We start from the raw sequence: 15,535 nt of genomic DNA on the forward strand, positions 1-15,535 counted from the left end.
GAGGTGCGCCGTATGACCAGCACGGCACGCATATCGCAGTCGGTGTTCGACGGGTCCAGGCTGCGGGTGATCCTGCTGCTCGACCTGTACGACGGAGCCCAGCAGCAGTTCCTCGAGGCGTACGAGGTCATGCGCAAGCAGGTGGCGGGCGTGCCCGGCCACGTCAGCGACCAGCTCTGCCAGTCCATCGAGAACCCCTCGCAGTGGCTCATCACCAGTGAGTGGGAGAGCGCCCCGCCCTTCCTCGCCTGGGTGAACAGCGAGGAACACGTCGAGATGGTCAAGCCGATGCACAGCTGCGTCCGGGACACCCGGTCCATGCGCTACAGCATCCTCCGGGAGACCGGCGCCCAGCGGCCGCTCACGCCGGAGACGGCGGCGGGCGAGCAGGTGGCGGCCCGGGTGGGCGACGGCGTGACGCGCCACGCGCTCACCTTCACCGTCAAGCCCGGCTCCGAGTCGAAGGTCGCGGAGCTCCTGGCCGGCTACGAGTCGCCCGCCGCCCAGGTCGACGAGAACACGCGGCTGCGCCGCACCTCGCTGTTCATGCACGGCAACCGGGTCGTGCGCGCCGTCGAGGTGGAGGGCGACCTCCTGTCCGCGCTGCGGCACGTCGCCCGGCAGCCAGGCGTCCGGGCCGTCGAGGAGGCCATCAACCCCTACCTGGAGCAGGACCGGGACCTCACCGACCCCGAGTCGGCCCGCGTCTTCTTCACCCGGGCGGCCCTGCCGGCCGTGCACCACGTGGTCTCCGCCCGCCCCGAGCCGGCCCACCTCAAGCGCCACGCGCTGTACTACCCGGCCAAGCCGGGCCGCGGCACCGACCTGGCCCGGCTCCTCGCCCAGCAGGACGCGGAGGCGGCGGTCGACCCCGACAGCCCCGTGTACGGCAGCACGGTCTTCCAGCGCGACGACGTCGTGGTGCGTCTCGTGGACGTCGAGGGCGACCTCGACCTCGACCCCGTCGCCGCCCTCGGCGTCAAGGGTGCCAGGAAGGCCAAGGTGCTGGAGCGTCTCCTCGACGGGGCCGCGATCGGCGTCGAGGGCTCTCTGGACACCGAGCGCAACCTCAACCGGCTCCTGTCGCACGCCGACATGCTGCCGGTCACCGACCGCCGCGCGGCCGACTCCTGAGACGACGTCCCGGGGCCACCGGCCCCGCCGTTCCCGGGAGACCGGCGCGGGCCCGAAGGGTCCCGCCCGCTCCCGGGAGTCCGGCGCCCGGCCGAAGGGCCCCGACCGTCCGTCCCACCGCACCGCACCACTCGGAGGTATCAACCATGCTGGAGCAGACTCGGCTCATCGTGAACCTGAGCGACACGGAGCCCAACCGCAGACGCGGGGGTGACGTGCGGGCCGTGCTCACGCCCGCCACGGTGAAATCGACCAGCGGCTTCATGGGGATGGCCATCGCCCAGCCGGGCGAGCGCATCGCCGAGCACTACCACCCGTACTCCGAGGAGTTCGTGTTCGTCGTCTCGGGCCGCTTCGAGGTGGACCTGGACGGCGAGACGCACACGCTCGCGCCCGACCAGGGCCTGCTGATCCCGATCGGCATGCGCCACCGCTTCCGCAACGTCGGGGACGTGGAGGCCCGCATGGTCTTCCACCTGGGGCCGCTCGCCCCGCACCCGAGCCTCGGCCACGTCGACACCGAGGAGGCCGTCGAGGGGGCGCTCGAGTGACCCGGCGCGTGGCCGTCACCGGCATCGGCGTGGTCGCCCCGGGCGGCGCCGGCACGGCGGCCTTCTGGGACCTCCTCGCCGAGGGGCGTACGGCGACCCGTGGCATCACCCTGTTCGACCCCGCCGGCCTGCGCTCCCGCATCGCCGCCGAGTGCGACTTCGATCCGTACGCCCACGGCCTGCCGCCCGACCTGGCCGAACACACCGACCGGTACGTGCAGTTCGCCGCGGTCGCCGCCGACGAGGCGGTCCGCGACTCCGGGCTCGACACCGGCACCGAGGACCCCTGGCGCGTCGGCGTCAGCCTCGGCAGCGCCGTCGGCGGCACCACCCGGCTGGAGCACGACTACGTCCTGGTCAGCGCGGGCGGACAACGGTGGGACGTCGACCACCGCGCCGCCGAACCCAAGCTGCACCTGGCGTTCTCACCGAGCACGCTCGCGGCCGTGGTCGCCGAGCGCTTCGGGGCCCGCGGCCCGGTGCAGACCGTCTCCACCGGCTGCACCTCCGGCCTCGACGCCGTCGGCTACGCCTTCCACACCATCGAGGAGGGCCGGGCGGACGTCGTCATAGCCGGGGCGTCGGACTCGCCGATCTCCCCGATCACCATGGCCTGCTTCGACGCCATCAAGGCCACGTCCCCGGACAACGACGACCCGGAGCACGCCTCCAAGCCCTTCGACAACCGCCGCAACGGCTTCGTCATGGGAGAGGGCGCGGCCGTCCTCGTCCTGGAGGAGTACGAGCACGCCAGGGCCCGGGGCGCGCACATCTACTGCGAGGTCGGCGGCTACGCCACGTACGGCAACGCCTACCACATGACCGGTCTGACCGGTGAGGGACTGGAGATGGCCCGGGCGATCGACACCGCGCTCGACCAGGCCAGGCTCGACCCCACGTCGATCGACTACGTCAACGCGCACGGCTCGGGCACCCGCCAGAACGACCGGCACGAGACCGCCGCCGTCAAGCGGTCCCTCGGCGCCCACGCGTACGACACGCCCATGAGTTCCATCAAATCCATGGTGGGCCACTCGCTCGGCGCGATCGGCGCGATAGAGGTCGCCGCCTGTGTGCTCGCCCTGAAGCACCAGGTGGTGCCCCCGACCGCCAACTACGAGATCCCCGACCCCGAGTGCGACCTGGACTACGTGCCGCGCACCGCCCGCCCCCGGAAGCTGAGGAACGTGCTCTCCGTCGGCAGCGGCTTCGGTGGGTTCCAGTCCGCGGTGCTCCTGACCGGGCCGGGCGGGAGGACACGATGAGCACACAGCGGCCACCGCGGGCGGTCGTCACCGGGATCGGTGTGATCGCCCCCAACGGACTGCGCGCCGACGCGTACTGGAAGTCCGTCCGGGAGGGCCTCGGCGTCCTCGACCGGATCAGCCGCGAGGGCTGTGAACACCTGCCCCTCAAGGTCGCCGGCCAGGTCGAGGGCTTCGACGCCTCGGACCTCATCGACGAGCGCTTCCTCGTCCAGACGGACCGGTTCACCCACTACGCCATGGCGGCGGCCTCGCTCGCCCTCGACGAGGCCGGTCTCGGCCACGACGAGGACCCCGAGGAGCCCTTCTCGATCGGCGTCGTCACCGCCGCCGGATCGGGCGGCGGCGAGTTCGGCCAGCGCGAGCTGCAGAAGCTGTGGGGCCAGGGCTCCAAGTTCGTCGGCCCGTACCAGTCCATCGCCTGGTTCTACGCCGCGAGCACCGGCCAGATCTCCATCCGGCACGGCTTCAAGGGCCCGTGCGGGGTGGTCGCCAGCGACGAGGCCGGCGGGCTGGACGCCCTCGCGCACGCCGCCCGGGCCGTCCGGAGGGGCACCGGCGCCGTGGTCGTCGGAGCCGCGGAGGCGCCCCTCGCCCCGTACTCGATGGTGTGCCAGCTCGGCTACCCGGAGCTCAGCACCGTCGAGGACCCGGACCGCGCCTACCGTCCCTTCACCGCGAAGGCCTGCGGCTTCGTCCCCGCCGAGGGGGGCGCCATGCTCGTCGTCGAGGACGAACAGCGCGCCCTCGACCGGGGCGCGACCGTCCGGGCCACCGTCGCCGGCCACGGCGCCACCTTCACCGGCGCCTCCCGCTGGAAGGAGTCCCGGGAGGGACTCGCCCGCGCCATCCGGGTCGCCCTCGACGAGGCCGGCTGCGCCCCGGAGGAGATCGACGTCGTCTTCCCCGACGCCCTGGGCGTACCGGAGGCGGACCGCGCCGAGGCCCTGGCCATCGCCGACGCCCTGGGCGCGCACGCCACGCGCGTCCCGGTGACGGCGCCCAAGACCGGCTACGGCCGGGCCTACTGCGGGGCACCCGTCCTGGACACCGCGGCCGCGGTGCTCGCCATGGAGCACGGCCTGGTGCCCCCCACCCCCAACGTGTTCGACATCGACTGCGACCTCGACGTGGTCATGTCCCGCGCTCGGCCCGCCGAGCTGCGCACGGCACTCGTCCTCAGCCGGGGACTCATGGGATCCAACGCGGCGCTCGTCGTGCGCCGCGGTGGCGGACTCGCCCGGTAGGACCGGGCGAGGAAGGAGAAACAAAGATGATCACCACGCAGTTCACCTTCGGCGACCTGGCCACGCTGATGAAGCAGTCGGCCGGTGTCACCGTCGACCCGGTACAGCTCGAGGAGGCCCCCGAGACCCCCTTCAGCGGCCTCGGCGTCGACTCGCTCGGCCTGCTCGGCATCGTCGGGGAGCTGGAGAACCGGCACGGCGTGGCGCTGCCCACCGACGCCGAGCGCTGCAAGACGCCGGCGGAGTTCATCGCCCTCGTCAACAACACCCTGGCAGGAGTCTGACGTGTCCGGACACACCGACAACAGCATCACCATCGACGCCCCCCTCGATCTCGTCTGGGACATGACCAACGACATCGAGAACTGGCCGCAGCTCTTCAGCGAGTACGCCTCCGTCGAGGTCATCGAGCGCAAGGGCGACACCACCAAGTTCCGCCTGACCATGCACCCGGACGAGAACGGGAAGGTCTGGAGCTGGGTGTCGGAGCGCACCACGGACCGCGTGAACCGCAAGGTGCGGGCCCGTCGTGTCGAGACCGGACCGTTCGCGCACATGAACATCGCCTGGGAGTACGAGGAGCTCCCCGGCGGCGTGCAGATGCGCTGGATCCAGGACTTCGCGATGAAGCCCGACGCCCCCGTCGACGACGCCTGGATGACGGACAACATCAACCGCAACTCCCGCACCCAGATGGCCCTCATCCGGGACCGTCTCGTCCAGGCGGCGCAAGAGGGCCGGAGCGCTTCGGTCCGGCCCGCCTGACGAGCCCCCGGTAGGTCCGTCCCAGAAAGGAAGACGATGCACCACGCACTGATCGTCGCCCGCATGGCGCCCGGCTCGGCGCCCGCGATCGCGGACGTGTTCGCCGACTCCGACCGCGGCGAGCTGCCGCACCTGGTGGGGGTCGCCCGGCGCAGCCTGTTCCAGTTCGGCGACGTCTACCTGCACCTCATCGAGTCCGAGCAGGACCCGGCGCCGAACGTCGCCCGGCTGGCCGGACACCCCGAGTTCCGCGGCGTCAGCGAGCGTCTGGAGGCGTACGTCAGCGCGTACGACCCGAAGACCTGGCGCAGTCCCAAGGACGCCATGGCGCACTGCTTCTACCGCTGGGAGCGGGACGCCGGCTCCTGAGCCCGGATCCCGGTGAAACCCGAGGCCGCCCGCCCCGCGTACGACGCGGAGCGGGCGGCCTCGGGTTTCCGGCGGGTCCCCGATCAGGCGGGCACGGTGCACTCGAAGGCGTGCAGGTACGCGTTGACCGGACGGATCTCGCCGATCAGGAGCCCGGCGTCGGTGAGCCGCTCCACCATGCTCTGCCGGGTGTGCTTGGCTCCGCCGACGTTGAGCAGCAGGAGCAGGTCCATGGCCGTCGTGAACCGCATCGACGGGGTGTCGTCCACGAGGTTCTCGATGACGACGACCCGGGCGCCGGGCTTCGCGGCCTTCCGGACGTTCGCCAGGCACCTGCGGGTGCTGTCGTCGTCCCACTCCAGGATGTTCTTGATGACGTAGACGTCGGCCCGGACCGGGATGGACTCGCGGCAGTCGCCGGGCTCGATCGTGACCCGGGTGGCCAGCGAGCCGCCCTCGCGCAGCCGCGGGTCGGCGTTGCCGACCACCGCGGGCAGGTCGAGCAGCGTGCCGTGCAGCGTGGGGTGCTTCTCCAGGAGGCTCGCCAGGACGTGGCCCTGGCCGCCGCCGATGTCCGCGACGGAGGACGCCCCGCGCAGGTCGAGCAGGTCGGCGACGTCCTCGGCGGACTGCCGGCTCGACGTCGTCATGGCCCGGTTGAACACGTACGCGGACTCCGGGGCCTCCTCGTTGAGGTACGAGAAGAACTCCCTCTCGTACACGTCCTCGAAGACGTTGCGGCCGGAGCGCACCGCCTCGTCGAGCCGGGGCCAGACGTCCCACGTCCAGGGCTCGGTGCACCACAGCGCGATGTAGCGCAGGCTGTGCGGGTCGTCCTCGCGCAGCAGCCGGGACATCTCCGTGTGGGCGAAGGTGCCGTCGGGCTGTTCCGTGAAGACGCCCTGGCAGGACAGGGCGCGCAACAGCCGCCGCAGGGTGCGCGGTTCGGTGTGCACGGCGGCCGCGAGGTCCTCCGCGGTCATGGGCGTGTCTCCCAGCGCGTCGGCCACGCCCAGGCGGGCGGCCGCGCGCACGGCGGCGGCGCAGGCCGCGCCGAAGACGAGTTCTCTCAGCCGCATGGGCGGCGGGGGAGCGGATTCGACGGTCGTCATCTGTTTCGCCTTGCCTTTGCTGTCGTGCCCTACGAGTGGGGGAGGGGAGGGAGGGTTCAGCACATGCCCGCGGGCTGGGAGACGCCGCAGGTGTTGCCGCGGAAGGTGTTGGTCTTTCCGGTGTCGCGGTCGGCCAGGTCGGCGGCGCCGTTGCGCAGCGCCACGTTGTCGCGGATCTCGATCCGTTCGTTGGGGACGCCCACGAAGCTCTTGAACAGCACGATGCCGCCGGACAGCGGGGAGCTGCCGACGTTGTCCTCGACCCGGTTGCGCTCGACGACCGTGTCCTCGGCGCCGGTGAGCACGATGCCCGAGCCCTGGAGGGCGGGCAGGCGCGGGGTCTTCGGGCACAGCTTGTTGTTCTCGTGGATGTGGTTGCGGCGCACGGTCATCGCCCCGGCGCGCGGGGTGGACTCGTCGCCCACGACGAACACGGCGGCGCAGTTGCCCGTCGCCTCGTTGTGGTCGACCGTCAGGTTCCGCAGGCGCCGCACCGTGATGCCGATCCGGTTGCCGGACACGCGGTTGCCGCTGACGACCGTGCCGTGGGTGTCGGTGGCTCCGCCCTCCTCGGTGACGGTGTTGGCCAGGAAGAGTCCGGCGTCCCCGTTGTTCCGGGCGACGTTGTGGCGCAGCACGCCGCGTACGGACCGCTCCTGGGCGATGCCCCAGGTGCCGTTGGACTCGGCGGTGACGCCGCGGACCTCCAGGCGGTCGGTCCACTTCGCCCACAGGCCGTTCGCGGCGAAGCCCCTGAGGGTCAGCGAGCGGACGGTCACGTCCTCGACGGGGCGGGCCTCGGTGCCGGTGACACAGATGCCGTTGCCCGCCTTCGCACACGCGTCGGTGCCGGGGGTGGCGGCCGGTGCGATGACGGTGCGGAAGACGCTCGAACCACGGAGCGTGAGGTTCGGGGTGGTGATGCTGACACTCTCGCGGTACGTGCCCGGGGCGAGGAGGATCGTGTCGCCGGGGCGCGCGGAGTCCACGGCCTTCTGGATCGATTCGCCCGGCTTCACCCGGTGCACCGTCCCGTGGCCGGCCGTCGGCGCGGCGGCTCCGAGCCCCGAGGCCGTGAGGGCCGCGGTGCACGCCAGGAGGGCGATCTGTCGTTTCGTCATATCGCGAAGTTATGAGCGTGTGTTCCGGCCCGCCACCGCTGATCCCCCGGGCGGGCCGGGGCCGACCGGGGCCTCCGCGGGGCGGCCGTGCGGACGCTGGTCCGTTCGCGTGCGGGGATGGATCACCCGTGCGGCGGTACGCGCACGACGGTGACCTGCTGTGACGGATCGGGGCGTGCGACGACGTGGGCCCGACCGGTGGACGGCCGAACGCGCTCCCCGTGTTGCGAGGACCGCGGGGCGGCCTTTGCCTCGTGCACGGAGCAACAGCACAGGTGCCGCGCGATGGAGCCGGCCGGAACGCTCCACCGAAGGAGATGAGCATGCGTCGCGCACGCACCGGACTGCAGATCGGCCTGATCGTCGGCACAGTCGTCCTGTCCGCCCCCACGGCTCTCGCCGCCGCCGGGGAACCCGACGTCCGGATCAGCCCGCTGCGCGCGGCTCCGGGCACCACCGTCACCGTCACCACCACCGCCTGCGGCAAGGAGACCTACGGCAAGGGCGAGTCCGAGGCCGGCGGCCAGTTCCACCTCCTGCCGGGCAGCCGGAAGGGTGTCCTGGTGGGTGAGTTCGTGGTGCCGGACGGTGCCACGGCCGGCACCGACACGGTGACGCTGAAGTGCCCGCCGCGGATCAAGCAGACCGTGACCTACCAGATCGCCGTGCGGCGGCCCCACGGCGGCGTCGAGGCCGGCTTCGGCTGGGCCGCGGGCGCCGCCGGTCCCGCCGGAACGGCCGCGGGCGCCGCCCGTCCCGCCGCGACGGTCGCGATCGCCGCCGGGCCCGCCGGAACGGCCGCGGAGGCCGCGGGCGACTCCCTGAGCACCCCGCTCGCCGTGGGCGGCGTCCTGCTCGCCGGAGCGGTCGCGGGCGGCGCGGTCCACCTCCGCCGCCGCGCGCGCGGAAGCCGCGCCCGGGCCTGACGGAGACCGTCTCCCGCTCCGCCCCCGATCCTCGTCGCACCGCGCGGCGGGCCGGGGGCGGACCCATGCGCCCGGACGCCAGAACGCGATCGGTTCATTACATTTTCGTTCGGCAATCGGTCGCTTTCTGGGCCCGAAATGACCGCTGGAGGCTGTCCTTCCAGCAAGGTCACATGGCGAACCCGAACTGACTATGCTCCCCGATGTGTTGCGGCGCGCTCACAGCGAGTCATGAACGCTGGGGGCGCGCGGACGGAGCGCGGCCGTGAGGGAAAGCGGTCGCCCGCGCGCTTTCGAAGCGACCCGTCGGCGCATCGCATCACCTCAGTCCGTTCGTTTTCAGACGGTTTAGGGACCCCCTGATGGTTCGTGCAGGCTCACTTTCCAGATCCGGTCCGGCCGCGGCCGCCCGGGTATGGCTCCTCCCGCCCGGTGTCCTCGCCGCGGCCTCCGCGATAGCGCTCCTCGTCTCTCCCGCGCAGATACGGACACCGGTCGCCTGGTGCGGACTCGCCGCGGTCCTGCTCACGCTCGTCACCTCCGCCACCGCCGCGCGCCGAACACGCGCGGCCGTGGCGGACCGTCACGCGCGGACGGTCGCCGAGGCGGCGGAGCGGCACGCCCAGCGGGAGGCAGAGCTGCTGGGACGCCTCGGCGACCAGCGGGCCACCGTCGTCTGGCTCGCCGAGGAACTCCTCCCCGCGGCCGTCGCCCGTCTGCAGAAGGGCGACCCCTCCCGGGAGATCCTCAGGGCCGTCAGGTTCGGGAAGCACCTGGACCCGGACTACACGGAAGCCCTCATGGGCGCCCTGCAGACCTTCCTGGAAGCCGTGGAGGCCGAGGAGAACACCCGGGACGCCTCCCAGCGCGCCCTGGTGGCGGTCGCCCGCCGCGTCCAGGCCATCGTGCACCAGCTCGCCAAGGACCTGCACGCCATGCAGATCCTCCACGGCACGGACCTCGTGGTCTCCCGCGGTCTGCAGGACGTCGACCACCGCAACGCCCTGATCGGCCGCCTCGCGGCCAGCATCGCGGTCCTCGGCGACGCCCGCCCCGGCCGACAGTGGTCCAAGGCGATCCCGCTCTACGACGTCCTGCGCGGGGCCATGTCCCGCATCGTGGACTACCCCCGCGTGAAGCTCACGTCGGTGACGGAGGTCGCGGTGGTCGGCCCCGGCGCCGAGCCGCTGATGCACCTGCTCGCCGAACTCCTCGACAACGCCACGACGTTCTCCCCGCCGCACACCCCGGTCGAGGTGACCGCGAGCGAGGTGCCCACCGGCATCGCGATCGAGATCGAGGACCGCGGCGTGGGCCTCACCGAAGAGGTCCGGCAGCGCGTCGAACGCGTCATGGCGCAGTCGCGGAACGCGATCAACCTGTCTGGTCTGGGCGAGCTCACGCAGCTCGGCCTCCCGGTGGTCAGCCGGCTGGCCCGCGAGCACGGCTGCGAGGTCGACCTGCGCACCTCCGCCTACGGAGGCGTACGGGCCGTGGTGCTCGTGCCCCGCCGCCTGATCACCACCGTGCCGCAGTCCGCCCTGCGGAGCCCGGAGCTCCTCCGCAGGCGCATCGGCGGCCCCGTCCTGCCCCGGCCGACCCCCGCGCCCGGCGCCGGCGCGGACACCGTCGAGATCCGCAGGACCGCCAACGGACTCCCGCAGCGACGACGGGATTCCCCCTCGCCCGCGCTCCCGCAGCGACGGCGCGAGTCGCCCGTACCGACCCCCGTCGTCCAGACGGGACCCGCGCCCTCCGCCGATCCGGCGGCCTCCCGGGGCACCTCCGGCGGTTCCCGGCAGCCGGGACTGATGTGGGAGGCGTTCAACGGCGACAAGAGAGGCGACAGGAGAACGGTCGCCGAACCCTCCCCTTCCCCCAGCGAGCCGTCAGATGAGGACGAGTAACATGCAGCCACTGCCGAACATGGACTGGATGCTCACGGACCTGGTGAGCAGCGTCCCGTACGTGCGACACGTGGTCGTCCTGTCGTCGGACGGCCTGTGCATCGGGCAGGCGAACACGGCCCCCGACACCGCCGACGCGCTCGCCGCCGCCTGCTCCGGCATCCAGAGCCTGGCGCGGGCCATCGCGCAGATGTTCCCGCAGGGGGACGGATCGACGCGGATGGTCGGGATCGAGGCCGACGGCGGCTACTTCTCGATGATGGCCGCCGGTCCCGGGGCCTATCTCGCGGTCCTCGCCGACCAGGAGGTGGACGCCGGACTCCTCGGCGACCGCATGCGCACGCTGGTCATCCGCATCGGCCAGCACATGACCAGCCCGCCCCGTGAGGACGTCGGGCAGGCGATGTGACATCGGAGAACCAGGGCCCCTGGAATGAAGGCACACCCGTCCCGCTCTACGTCATTACCGGAGGCCCGGACCCCTCGTCCGGGACCTTCAATCTGGTCACCCTCATCGCGACGAGGTCCGAACCCGACCCCGCCATGCAGCCCGAGCACGCGGCCATCCTCACCCTGTGCACGTACCCGCTCTCGGTGGCCGAGGTCTCTGCCTACCTCAGCCTCCCCTTCAGCATCGTCACCGTGCTGCTCACCCAACTCGTCGAGGAGGAACGGGTCGAGGCCATCGCGCCCGTGCCCGTGGCGGCCTATCCCGAACGCGGCCTACTGGAGGCGGTGATCCATGGACTACGCAAGCTCTGACGTACTCGCCGCCGGCCGGCGCGACACCGACCTGCTGCTGCCGCACGGCGCCAGGGGAGTCAAGGTCGTGGTCGTCGGCGGCTTCGGAGTCGGCAAGACGACCATGGTCGGGGCGGTGAGCGAGATCCCGCCACTGACCACCGAGGAGACCATGACGCAGGCGGGCGTCGGGATCGACCACAACCCCGGCGTCCGGGGCAAGAAGACCACCACCGTCGCGCTGGACTTCGGCCGGATCAGCATCAACCAGGAACTGATCCTCTACCTGTTCGGCACCCCCGGACAGGAGCGATTCTGGTTCCTGTGGAACGGCATCTTCGAGGGCGCGCTCGGTGCCGTCGTCCTCGTCGACACCCGCAGGATCGAGGTCTCCTTCGAGGTCATCACCCGGCTCGAGGACCGCCGCGTCCCGTTCGTCGTGGCCGTCAACACCTTCCCGGAGGCCCCGCAGTACCCCCTAGCCGATCTGCGCACCGCTCTGGCCCTCAGCGAAACCGTGCCCATCGTCACCTGTGACGCACGGGACCGGGCGTCCTGCCGCGACGCCCTGCTCTCGCTGATGGGCTATCTGTGCACCCTCGCCGCCGCCCAGGAGACCGCATGACCCTCCCACCCACCGAACACGACACCGCACAGCCCGGGGCGATCCCGCCCCCGGGCTGCCCGGCCCACCTGCACGACGGCCCCGGCGGAGCCACCCGCCTCTACGGCAAGGCCGCCGAGACGGACCCGATGGGCCTGTACGAGGAGCTGCGCGCCGCCCACGGCCCGGTGGCGCCCGTCCTCCTCGACGGCGACGTCCGCGCCTGGCTCGTCCTCGGGTACCTGGAGAACCGGGACGTGGCCAGCCGCCCGACCCAGTTCTCCCGCGACCCCCGCGTCTGGCACGGCTGGCGGAGCGGGGAGATCGACCCCGCCACCTCCCCGCTGATCCCGATGATCGGCTGGCGCCCCGACTGCGTCTGCGCGGACGGCGAGGAGCACCAGCGGCTGCGCGGCGCGGTCACGGCCTCGCTCAGCCAGTTCGACCACCGGGGCGTGCGGCGCTCCATCACCCGCTTCGCGCACCAGCTGATCGACTCGTTCTGCGAGGACGGCGAGGTGGAACTGGTGGAGCGGTTCGCCGAGCACCTGCCCATGCTCACCCTCACCCACCTCCTCGGGATGTCGGACGAGGACGCCCCCAGGCTGGTGCACGCCGCCCGTGACCTGTTCAAGGCGACGGAGACCTCCCTCGCCAGCAACGCCTATGTGCTGGAGTGCCTCGCACAGCTCGTCGTCACGAAGCGGTCCCGTCCGGGCCTGGACATCGCCTCGGCGCTGATGGCCCACCCCGCGGGCCTCACCGACGAGGAGGTCCAGCACCACCTGCGGCTCATCCTCCTCGCCGGCTACGAGACGACCGCCAACCTCATGTCCAACGTCCTGCGCATGGTCGTCACCGACCCGCGGTTCCGCGGCTCGCTGGCGGGCGGTCAGATGACCCTGCCCGAGGCGGTGGAGCAGGTCCTCTGGGACGAGCCGCCGCTGATGGTGTGTCCGGGCCGCTGGGCCAACGACGACACCACCCTCGGGGGGCAGCAGATCAAGGCCGGGGACATGCTGCTCCTGGGTCTGGCCGCGGGCAACGTCGACCAGGCCATCCGGCCGGACGCGGCGACGCCCGTGCACCACAACCGGGCGCACCTGTCCTTCAGCGCCGGCACGCACGAGTGCCCGGGCCAGGACATCGGCCGCATCATCGCGGACGCGGGCATCGACATCCTGCTCACCCGGCTGCCCGACATCGCCCTGTCCGTCCCCGAGGAGAGCCTCAGCTGGCGCTCCTCCACCTGGGCCCGGCACCTCACGGCCCTGCCCGTGTCCTTCGCCCCGCGGCCTCCGCAGGCCGACGACCTCCCGGCCCCGCTGCCGGCCCCGCCGGTCCGCAGCGACGTACGGCCCGCGACGGCCCCGCTGCCGGACGCGGGCGCGGCGGCGGAGGCGCCCCCGGGGGCGGCGGTACGGGGTCCGGCGCCCCGGGTCTCGTGGCTGTCGCGCGTCGGGCGCTTCCTGCGCGGGAGGTAGCCGCGCGCCGGGGCGACCCCGCTGTTCTCACTCCGGGAACGAGACGTCCGCGGAGGCGTAGCGGGGTGCCCCGGTGTACCAGGCGTGGAGGCCGGAGAGGAAGCCGCAGGCGCCCGTGAGCCAGGTCTCGAGATCGGCCCGCTCGTCGCGGTCGAGGCCGGACCGGTGGACGAGCGGCGGCAGTTCGTTCCGCCTGAGGTGCTCGAAGTCCCTCAGGCGGGCGTTCACCAGGTTCAGGGCGGCGGGTACCGCGTCGCGCAGGGAGATGCCCAGGGACGTTCCGACGACCAGCACCAGGTTGTTGACGTCCTTCTCCTCGTGCACCTCCCTCTCGTAGGAGGCGATGTCGTTCGCGAGACCCATGAAGTCCATGAAGGCGTCGAGCAGGGCACGGACGGTCCGTGAGTGCCGTATCTGCTCGGGTATCCGCGCGCCGGTGGCCAGTTCGACGGAGTAGGGGGCCGTGTAGGCGGCGAAGCTCTCCCGCCGGAACGGCGCGTAGTCGATCAGATGGGGGATGCGGCCGCTGCGGCTGTTGGCCAGTTCCTCGACGCCCGCGTCGATGTACCGGGCGAGGGCGCGGTTGAACTCCGTCCGCCAGTGCGCCAGTCGCGGCGGGAAGAGCTGCTGCTGGAGATCGGCGATCCCCCGCTCGACGGCGTTCGTCGGCTCGGGCGGCCGGGCGCCGCCGGGCCGCAGGAAGGCGTGCAGCCGGGTGGTGAAGGCGCGTGCGCCGGCGAGGTCGCCGGTCTGCTTGAAGGCGGAGGCGAAGTAGTCGTCCCAGGCCAGGGCCCAGATGTTGAACCGGTGGTTGAGCCGGAGGTCGGCGAGGGAGGCGTCGGGAAGGGTCCACGCCGTCAGCTGGTCGACGGTCATGGCGTGGAACGCGGCCCGGGTCCAGATCGCGGGGCGGGCCGCGGGGCCCCGGTAGCCGTCCAGCATGCCCATGGCGCGCGCCCAGGACTCGCTCTCCTCGTGCAGGGCGGGCAGATGCGGGTTCACCCGCAGCGCGTAGGGCATCCACAGCAGGGGGACTTCGACGGCACGCACTGTCATGGGGACCGACCTCCTTGTGTCCTCGGCCCGCACCGGTGTGCCGCGAGGCGGGGTGCTGCCCGCCCTGCGGCTCTCCAAACCTGCCCGCCAGGGACGACCGGAAACCGACAACTCTCCACTGTTGTCGATCAGTTCGGGATCGCTCCCGTAAAGGAACGATCCTTCTGGGGTGTGTGGGGCCGTGTCACAGCGGCTGGTCCGGCCAGTCCAGGAGGCGGGCGCCGATGACGGCCGTCTGGAGGGTGTAGCGCTGGACGGGATCGCCGGGATCCGCGCCGGTCAGGCGGTGGATGCGATCGAGCCGGTACGTCATGGCCCGCACGCTCAGGCTGAGGCTGCGGGCCGCCTGGGCGGTGACGCAGCCCGTGTCGAAGTACGCCGTGAGCGTGTCCAGGAGGGGCTTCGCACCGCCGCGGGCCTGTCCGAGCGGGCCGAGCACGGTGCGCACGAGGTCGGCCATGGCCTGCCGGTCGCGGGTCAGGACGGGGTAGACGAGGAGGTCCGTGGCGTGCAGGACCGGATCGGTCAGGTTCATGCGGGCCGCGAGGGCGAGGGCGTTGAGGGCCTCCTCGTACGAGTGGACGACGCCGCCCGCGCCCGGGTGCGGGCGGCCGACGGCGACCTGTCCGCCGTCGGTCGCCGCGTACGCCTGCTTGGCGAAGTGGGCGAGCACCTCGGGCTCGTCGCCCGGGGCGACGCATATCAGCCGTCCGTCCTTGGTGGTGAGCAGGATCCGGCGGTCGCCGAACCGGGCGACGAGCGAGGACTCGACGGCACGGGTGACCGCGTAGCCGTCGCTGTACGGCTCCGGGCCCTGGGCGACGGCCACGGCGTGGGCGTGGGAGAGGAGCAGTCCGAAGCGCTCGGCCCGCTCGGCCAGCCGGCCGAGGTCGCTCCGGCCGTACAGCAGGTCGTCGATGAACTCCCGGCGCGCGGCCTCCTCCTGACGCATCGCCAGGCGCTGGGCCCGTTCGTGCCCCTCGGCGAAGGCGTCCACGGCCTGCTCGACGGCGGTCAGGAGGTGGTCGGCGGCGGAGTGCGACAGGCCGGGGCGCACCCGCTCGGCGGCCGTGAGGTGGGCGCGGACCAGGCCCCGCAGTCCGAGGCCCGCCTCCGCCGCCCGCTCCCCGAGCGCGCCCAGGGCTTCGCGTTCCTCCCGGCTGAGCCTGCGGCGGGTCGCGCACACGCTCGCCAGGATCTCGGCGTACCCCTCCAGGTACTCCTCGGCCGGCTCCCTCTCCGCCACGGTCCCT

Annotated in this window: 17 protein-coding genes; 13 read left to right on the forward strand and 4 right to left on the reverse strand. The window is 72.4% G+C overall.

Features of this window, described 5'->3' with window-relative positions; genetic code table 11:
• Positions 1-12: 12 nt before the first annotated feature.
• The 7 genes from ACN9MM_RS34675 (at position 13) to ACN9MM_RS34705 (ending at position 5,331) form a co-directional block, all read left to right on the forward strand.
• A complete protein-coding gene (locus ACN9MM_RS34675; RefSeq protein WP_426367709.1) occupies positions 13-1,134 on the forward strand; it encodes a SchA/CurD-like domain-containing protein in 1,122 nt (373 codons plus the stop codon).
• 146 nt (positions 1,135-1,280) lie between these two features.
• Entirely contained in the window at positions 1,281-1,685 is a 405-nt protein-coding gene (locus ACN9MM_RS34680; protein ID WP_426367710.1) for a cupin domain-containing protein, read from the forward strand.
• Positions 1,682-2,950: a beta-ketoacyl-[acyl-carrier-protein] synthase family protein gene (locus ACN9MM_RS34685; RefSeq protein ID WP_426367711.1), complete on the forward strand. Its 1,269-nt coding sequence runs from the start codon at positions 1,682-1,684 to the stop codon at positions 2,948-2,950. The genes ACN9MM_RS34680 and ACN9MM_RS34685 overlap by 4 nt, the downstream gene beginning before the upstream one ends.
• Entirely contained in the window at positions 2,947-4,197 is a 1,251-nt protein-coding gene (locus ACN9MM_RS34690) for a ketosynthase chain-length factor (RefSeq protein ID WP_426367712.1), read from the forward strand. Before ACN9MM_RS34685 ends, ACN9MM_RS34690 begins: the two co-directional genes overlap by 4 nt.
• Before the next feature lie 26 nt (positions 4,198-4,223).
• Entirely contained in the window at positions 4,224-4,481 is a 258-nt protein-coding gene (locus ACN9MM_RS34695) for an acyl carrier protein (protein WP_426367713.1), read from the forward strand.
• Between the two features lies 1 nt (position 4,482).
• The gene (locus ACN9MM_RS34700) at positions 4,483-4,962 is read left to right on the forward strand and encodes an SRPBCC family protein (RefSeq protein ID WP_426367714.1); all 480 of its coding nucleotides are present in this window, start codon (positions 4,483-4,485) and stop codon (positions 4,960-4,962) included.
• 36 nt (positions 4,963-4,998) lie between these two features.
• Positions 4,999-5,331 (forward strand): TcmI family type II polyketide cyclase, encoded by a 333-nt coding sequence (locus ACN9MM_RS34705; RefSeq protein WP_426367715.1) that lies wholly within the window; start codon positions 4,999-5,001, stop codon positions 5,329-5,331.
• A gap of 83 nt (positions 5,332-5,414) precedes the next feature.
• Here ACN9MM_RS34705 and ACN9MM_RS34710 read toward each other — a convergent pair whose 3' ends face one another.
• On the reverse strand, positions 5,415-6,443 hold the full coding sequence (locus ACN9MM_RS34710) for a methyltransferase (protein ID WP_426367717.1): 1,029 nt from the start codon (positions 6,441-6,443) through the stop codon (positions 5,415-5,417).
• Between the two features lie 56 nt (positions 6,444-6,499).
• The gene (locus ACN9MM_RS34715; protein ID WP_426367718.1) at positions 6,500-7,564 is read right to left on the reverse strand and encodes a right-handed parallel beta-helix repeat-containing protein; all 1,065 of its coding nucleotides are present in this window, start codon (positions 7,562-7,564) and stop codon (positions 6,500-6,502) included.
• Positions 7,565-7,887: 323 nt separating this feature from the next.
• Between ACN9MM_RS34715 and ACN9MM_RS34720 the strand changes: the two genes are divergently transcribed.
• From ACN9MM_RS34720 to ACN9MM_RS34745, 6 genes are all read left to right on the forward strand, one after another.
• Positions 7,888-8,490: a sortase gene (locus ACN9MM_RS34720; protein ID WP_426367719.1), complete on the forward strand. Its 603-nt coding sequence runs from the start codon at positions 7,888-7,890 to the stop codon at positions 8,488-8,490.
• Between the two features lie 362 nt (positions 8,491-8,852).
• On the forward strand, positions 8,853-10,397 hold the full coding sequence (locus ACN9MM_RS34725) for a sensor histidine kinase (RefSeq protein ID WP_426367720.1): 1,545 nt from the start codon (positions 8,853-8,855) through the stop codon (positions 10,395-10,397).
• 1 nt (position 10,398) lies between these two features.
• Entirely contained in the window at positions 10,399-10,806 is a 408-nt protein-coding gene (locus ACN9MM_RS34730; RefSeq protein ID WP_382857769.1) for a roadblock/LC7 domain-containing protein, read from the forward strand.
• Entirely contained in the window at positions 10,803-11,159 is a 357-nt protein-coding gene (locus ACN9MM_RS34735) for a DUF742 domain-containing protein (RefSeq protein WP_426367721.1), read from the forward strand. The genes ACN9MM_RS34730 and ACN9MM_RS34735 overlap by 4 nt, the downstream gene beginning before the upstream one ends.
• Positions 11,140-11,763 (forward strand): GTP-binding protein, encoded by a 624-nt coding sequence (locus tag ACN9MM_RS34740; RefSeq protein ID WP_426367722.1) that lies wholly within the window; start codon positions 11,140-11,142, stop codon positions 11,761-11,763. Before ACN9MM_RS34735 ends, ACN9MM_RS34740 begins: the two co-directional genes overlap by 20 nt.
• Complete coding sequence (locus ACN9MM_RS34745; RefSeq protein ID WP_426367723.1) at positions 11,760-13,226, forward strand: cytochrome P450; 1,467 nt, start codon at positions 11,760-11,762, stop codon at positions 13,224-13,226. The genes ACN9MM_RS34740 and ACN9MM_RS34745 overlap by 4 nt, the downstream gene beginning before the upstream one ends.
• Positions 13,227-13,253: 27 nt before the next feature.
• Here ACN9MM_RS34745 and ACN9MM_RS34750 read toward each other — a convergent pair whose 3' ends face one another.
• Both ACN9MM_RS34750 and ACN9MM_RS34755 read right to left on the reverse strand, forming a co-directional pair.
• A complete protein-coding gene (locus ACN9MM_RS34750; protein ID WP_426367724.1) occupies positions 13,254-14,282 on the reverse strand; it encodes a terpene synthase family protein in 1,029 nt (342 codons plus the stop codon).
• Between the two features lie 184 nt (positions 14,283-14,466).
• A complete protein-coding gene (locus ACN9MM_RS34755) occupies positions 14,467-15,528 on the reverse strand; it encodes a PucR family transcriptional regulator (RefSeq protein WP_426367725.1) in 1,062 nt (353 codons plus the stop codon).
• Positions 15,529-15,535: the final 7 nt, after the last annotated feature.

The organism is Streptomyces sp. E-08 (assembly GCF_049913095.1).
Classification (GTDB): domain Bacteria; phylum Actinomycetota; class Actinomycetes; order Streptomycetales; family Streptomycetaceae; genus Streptomyces.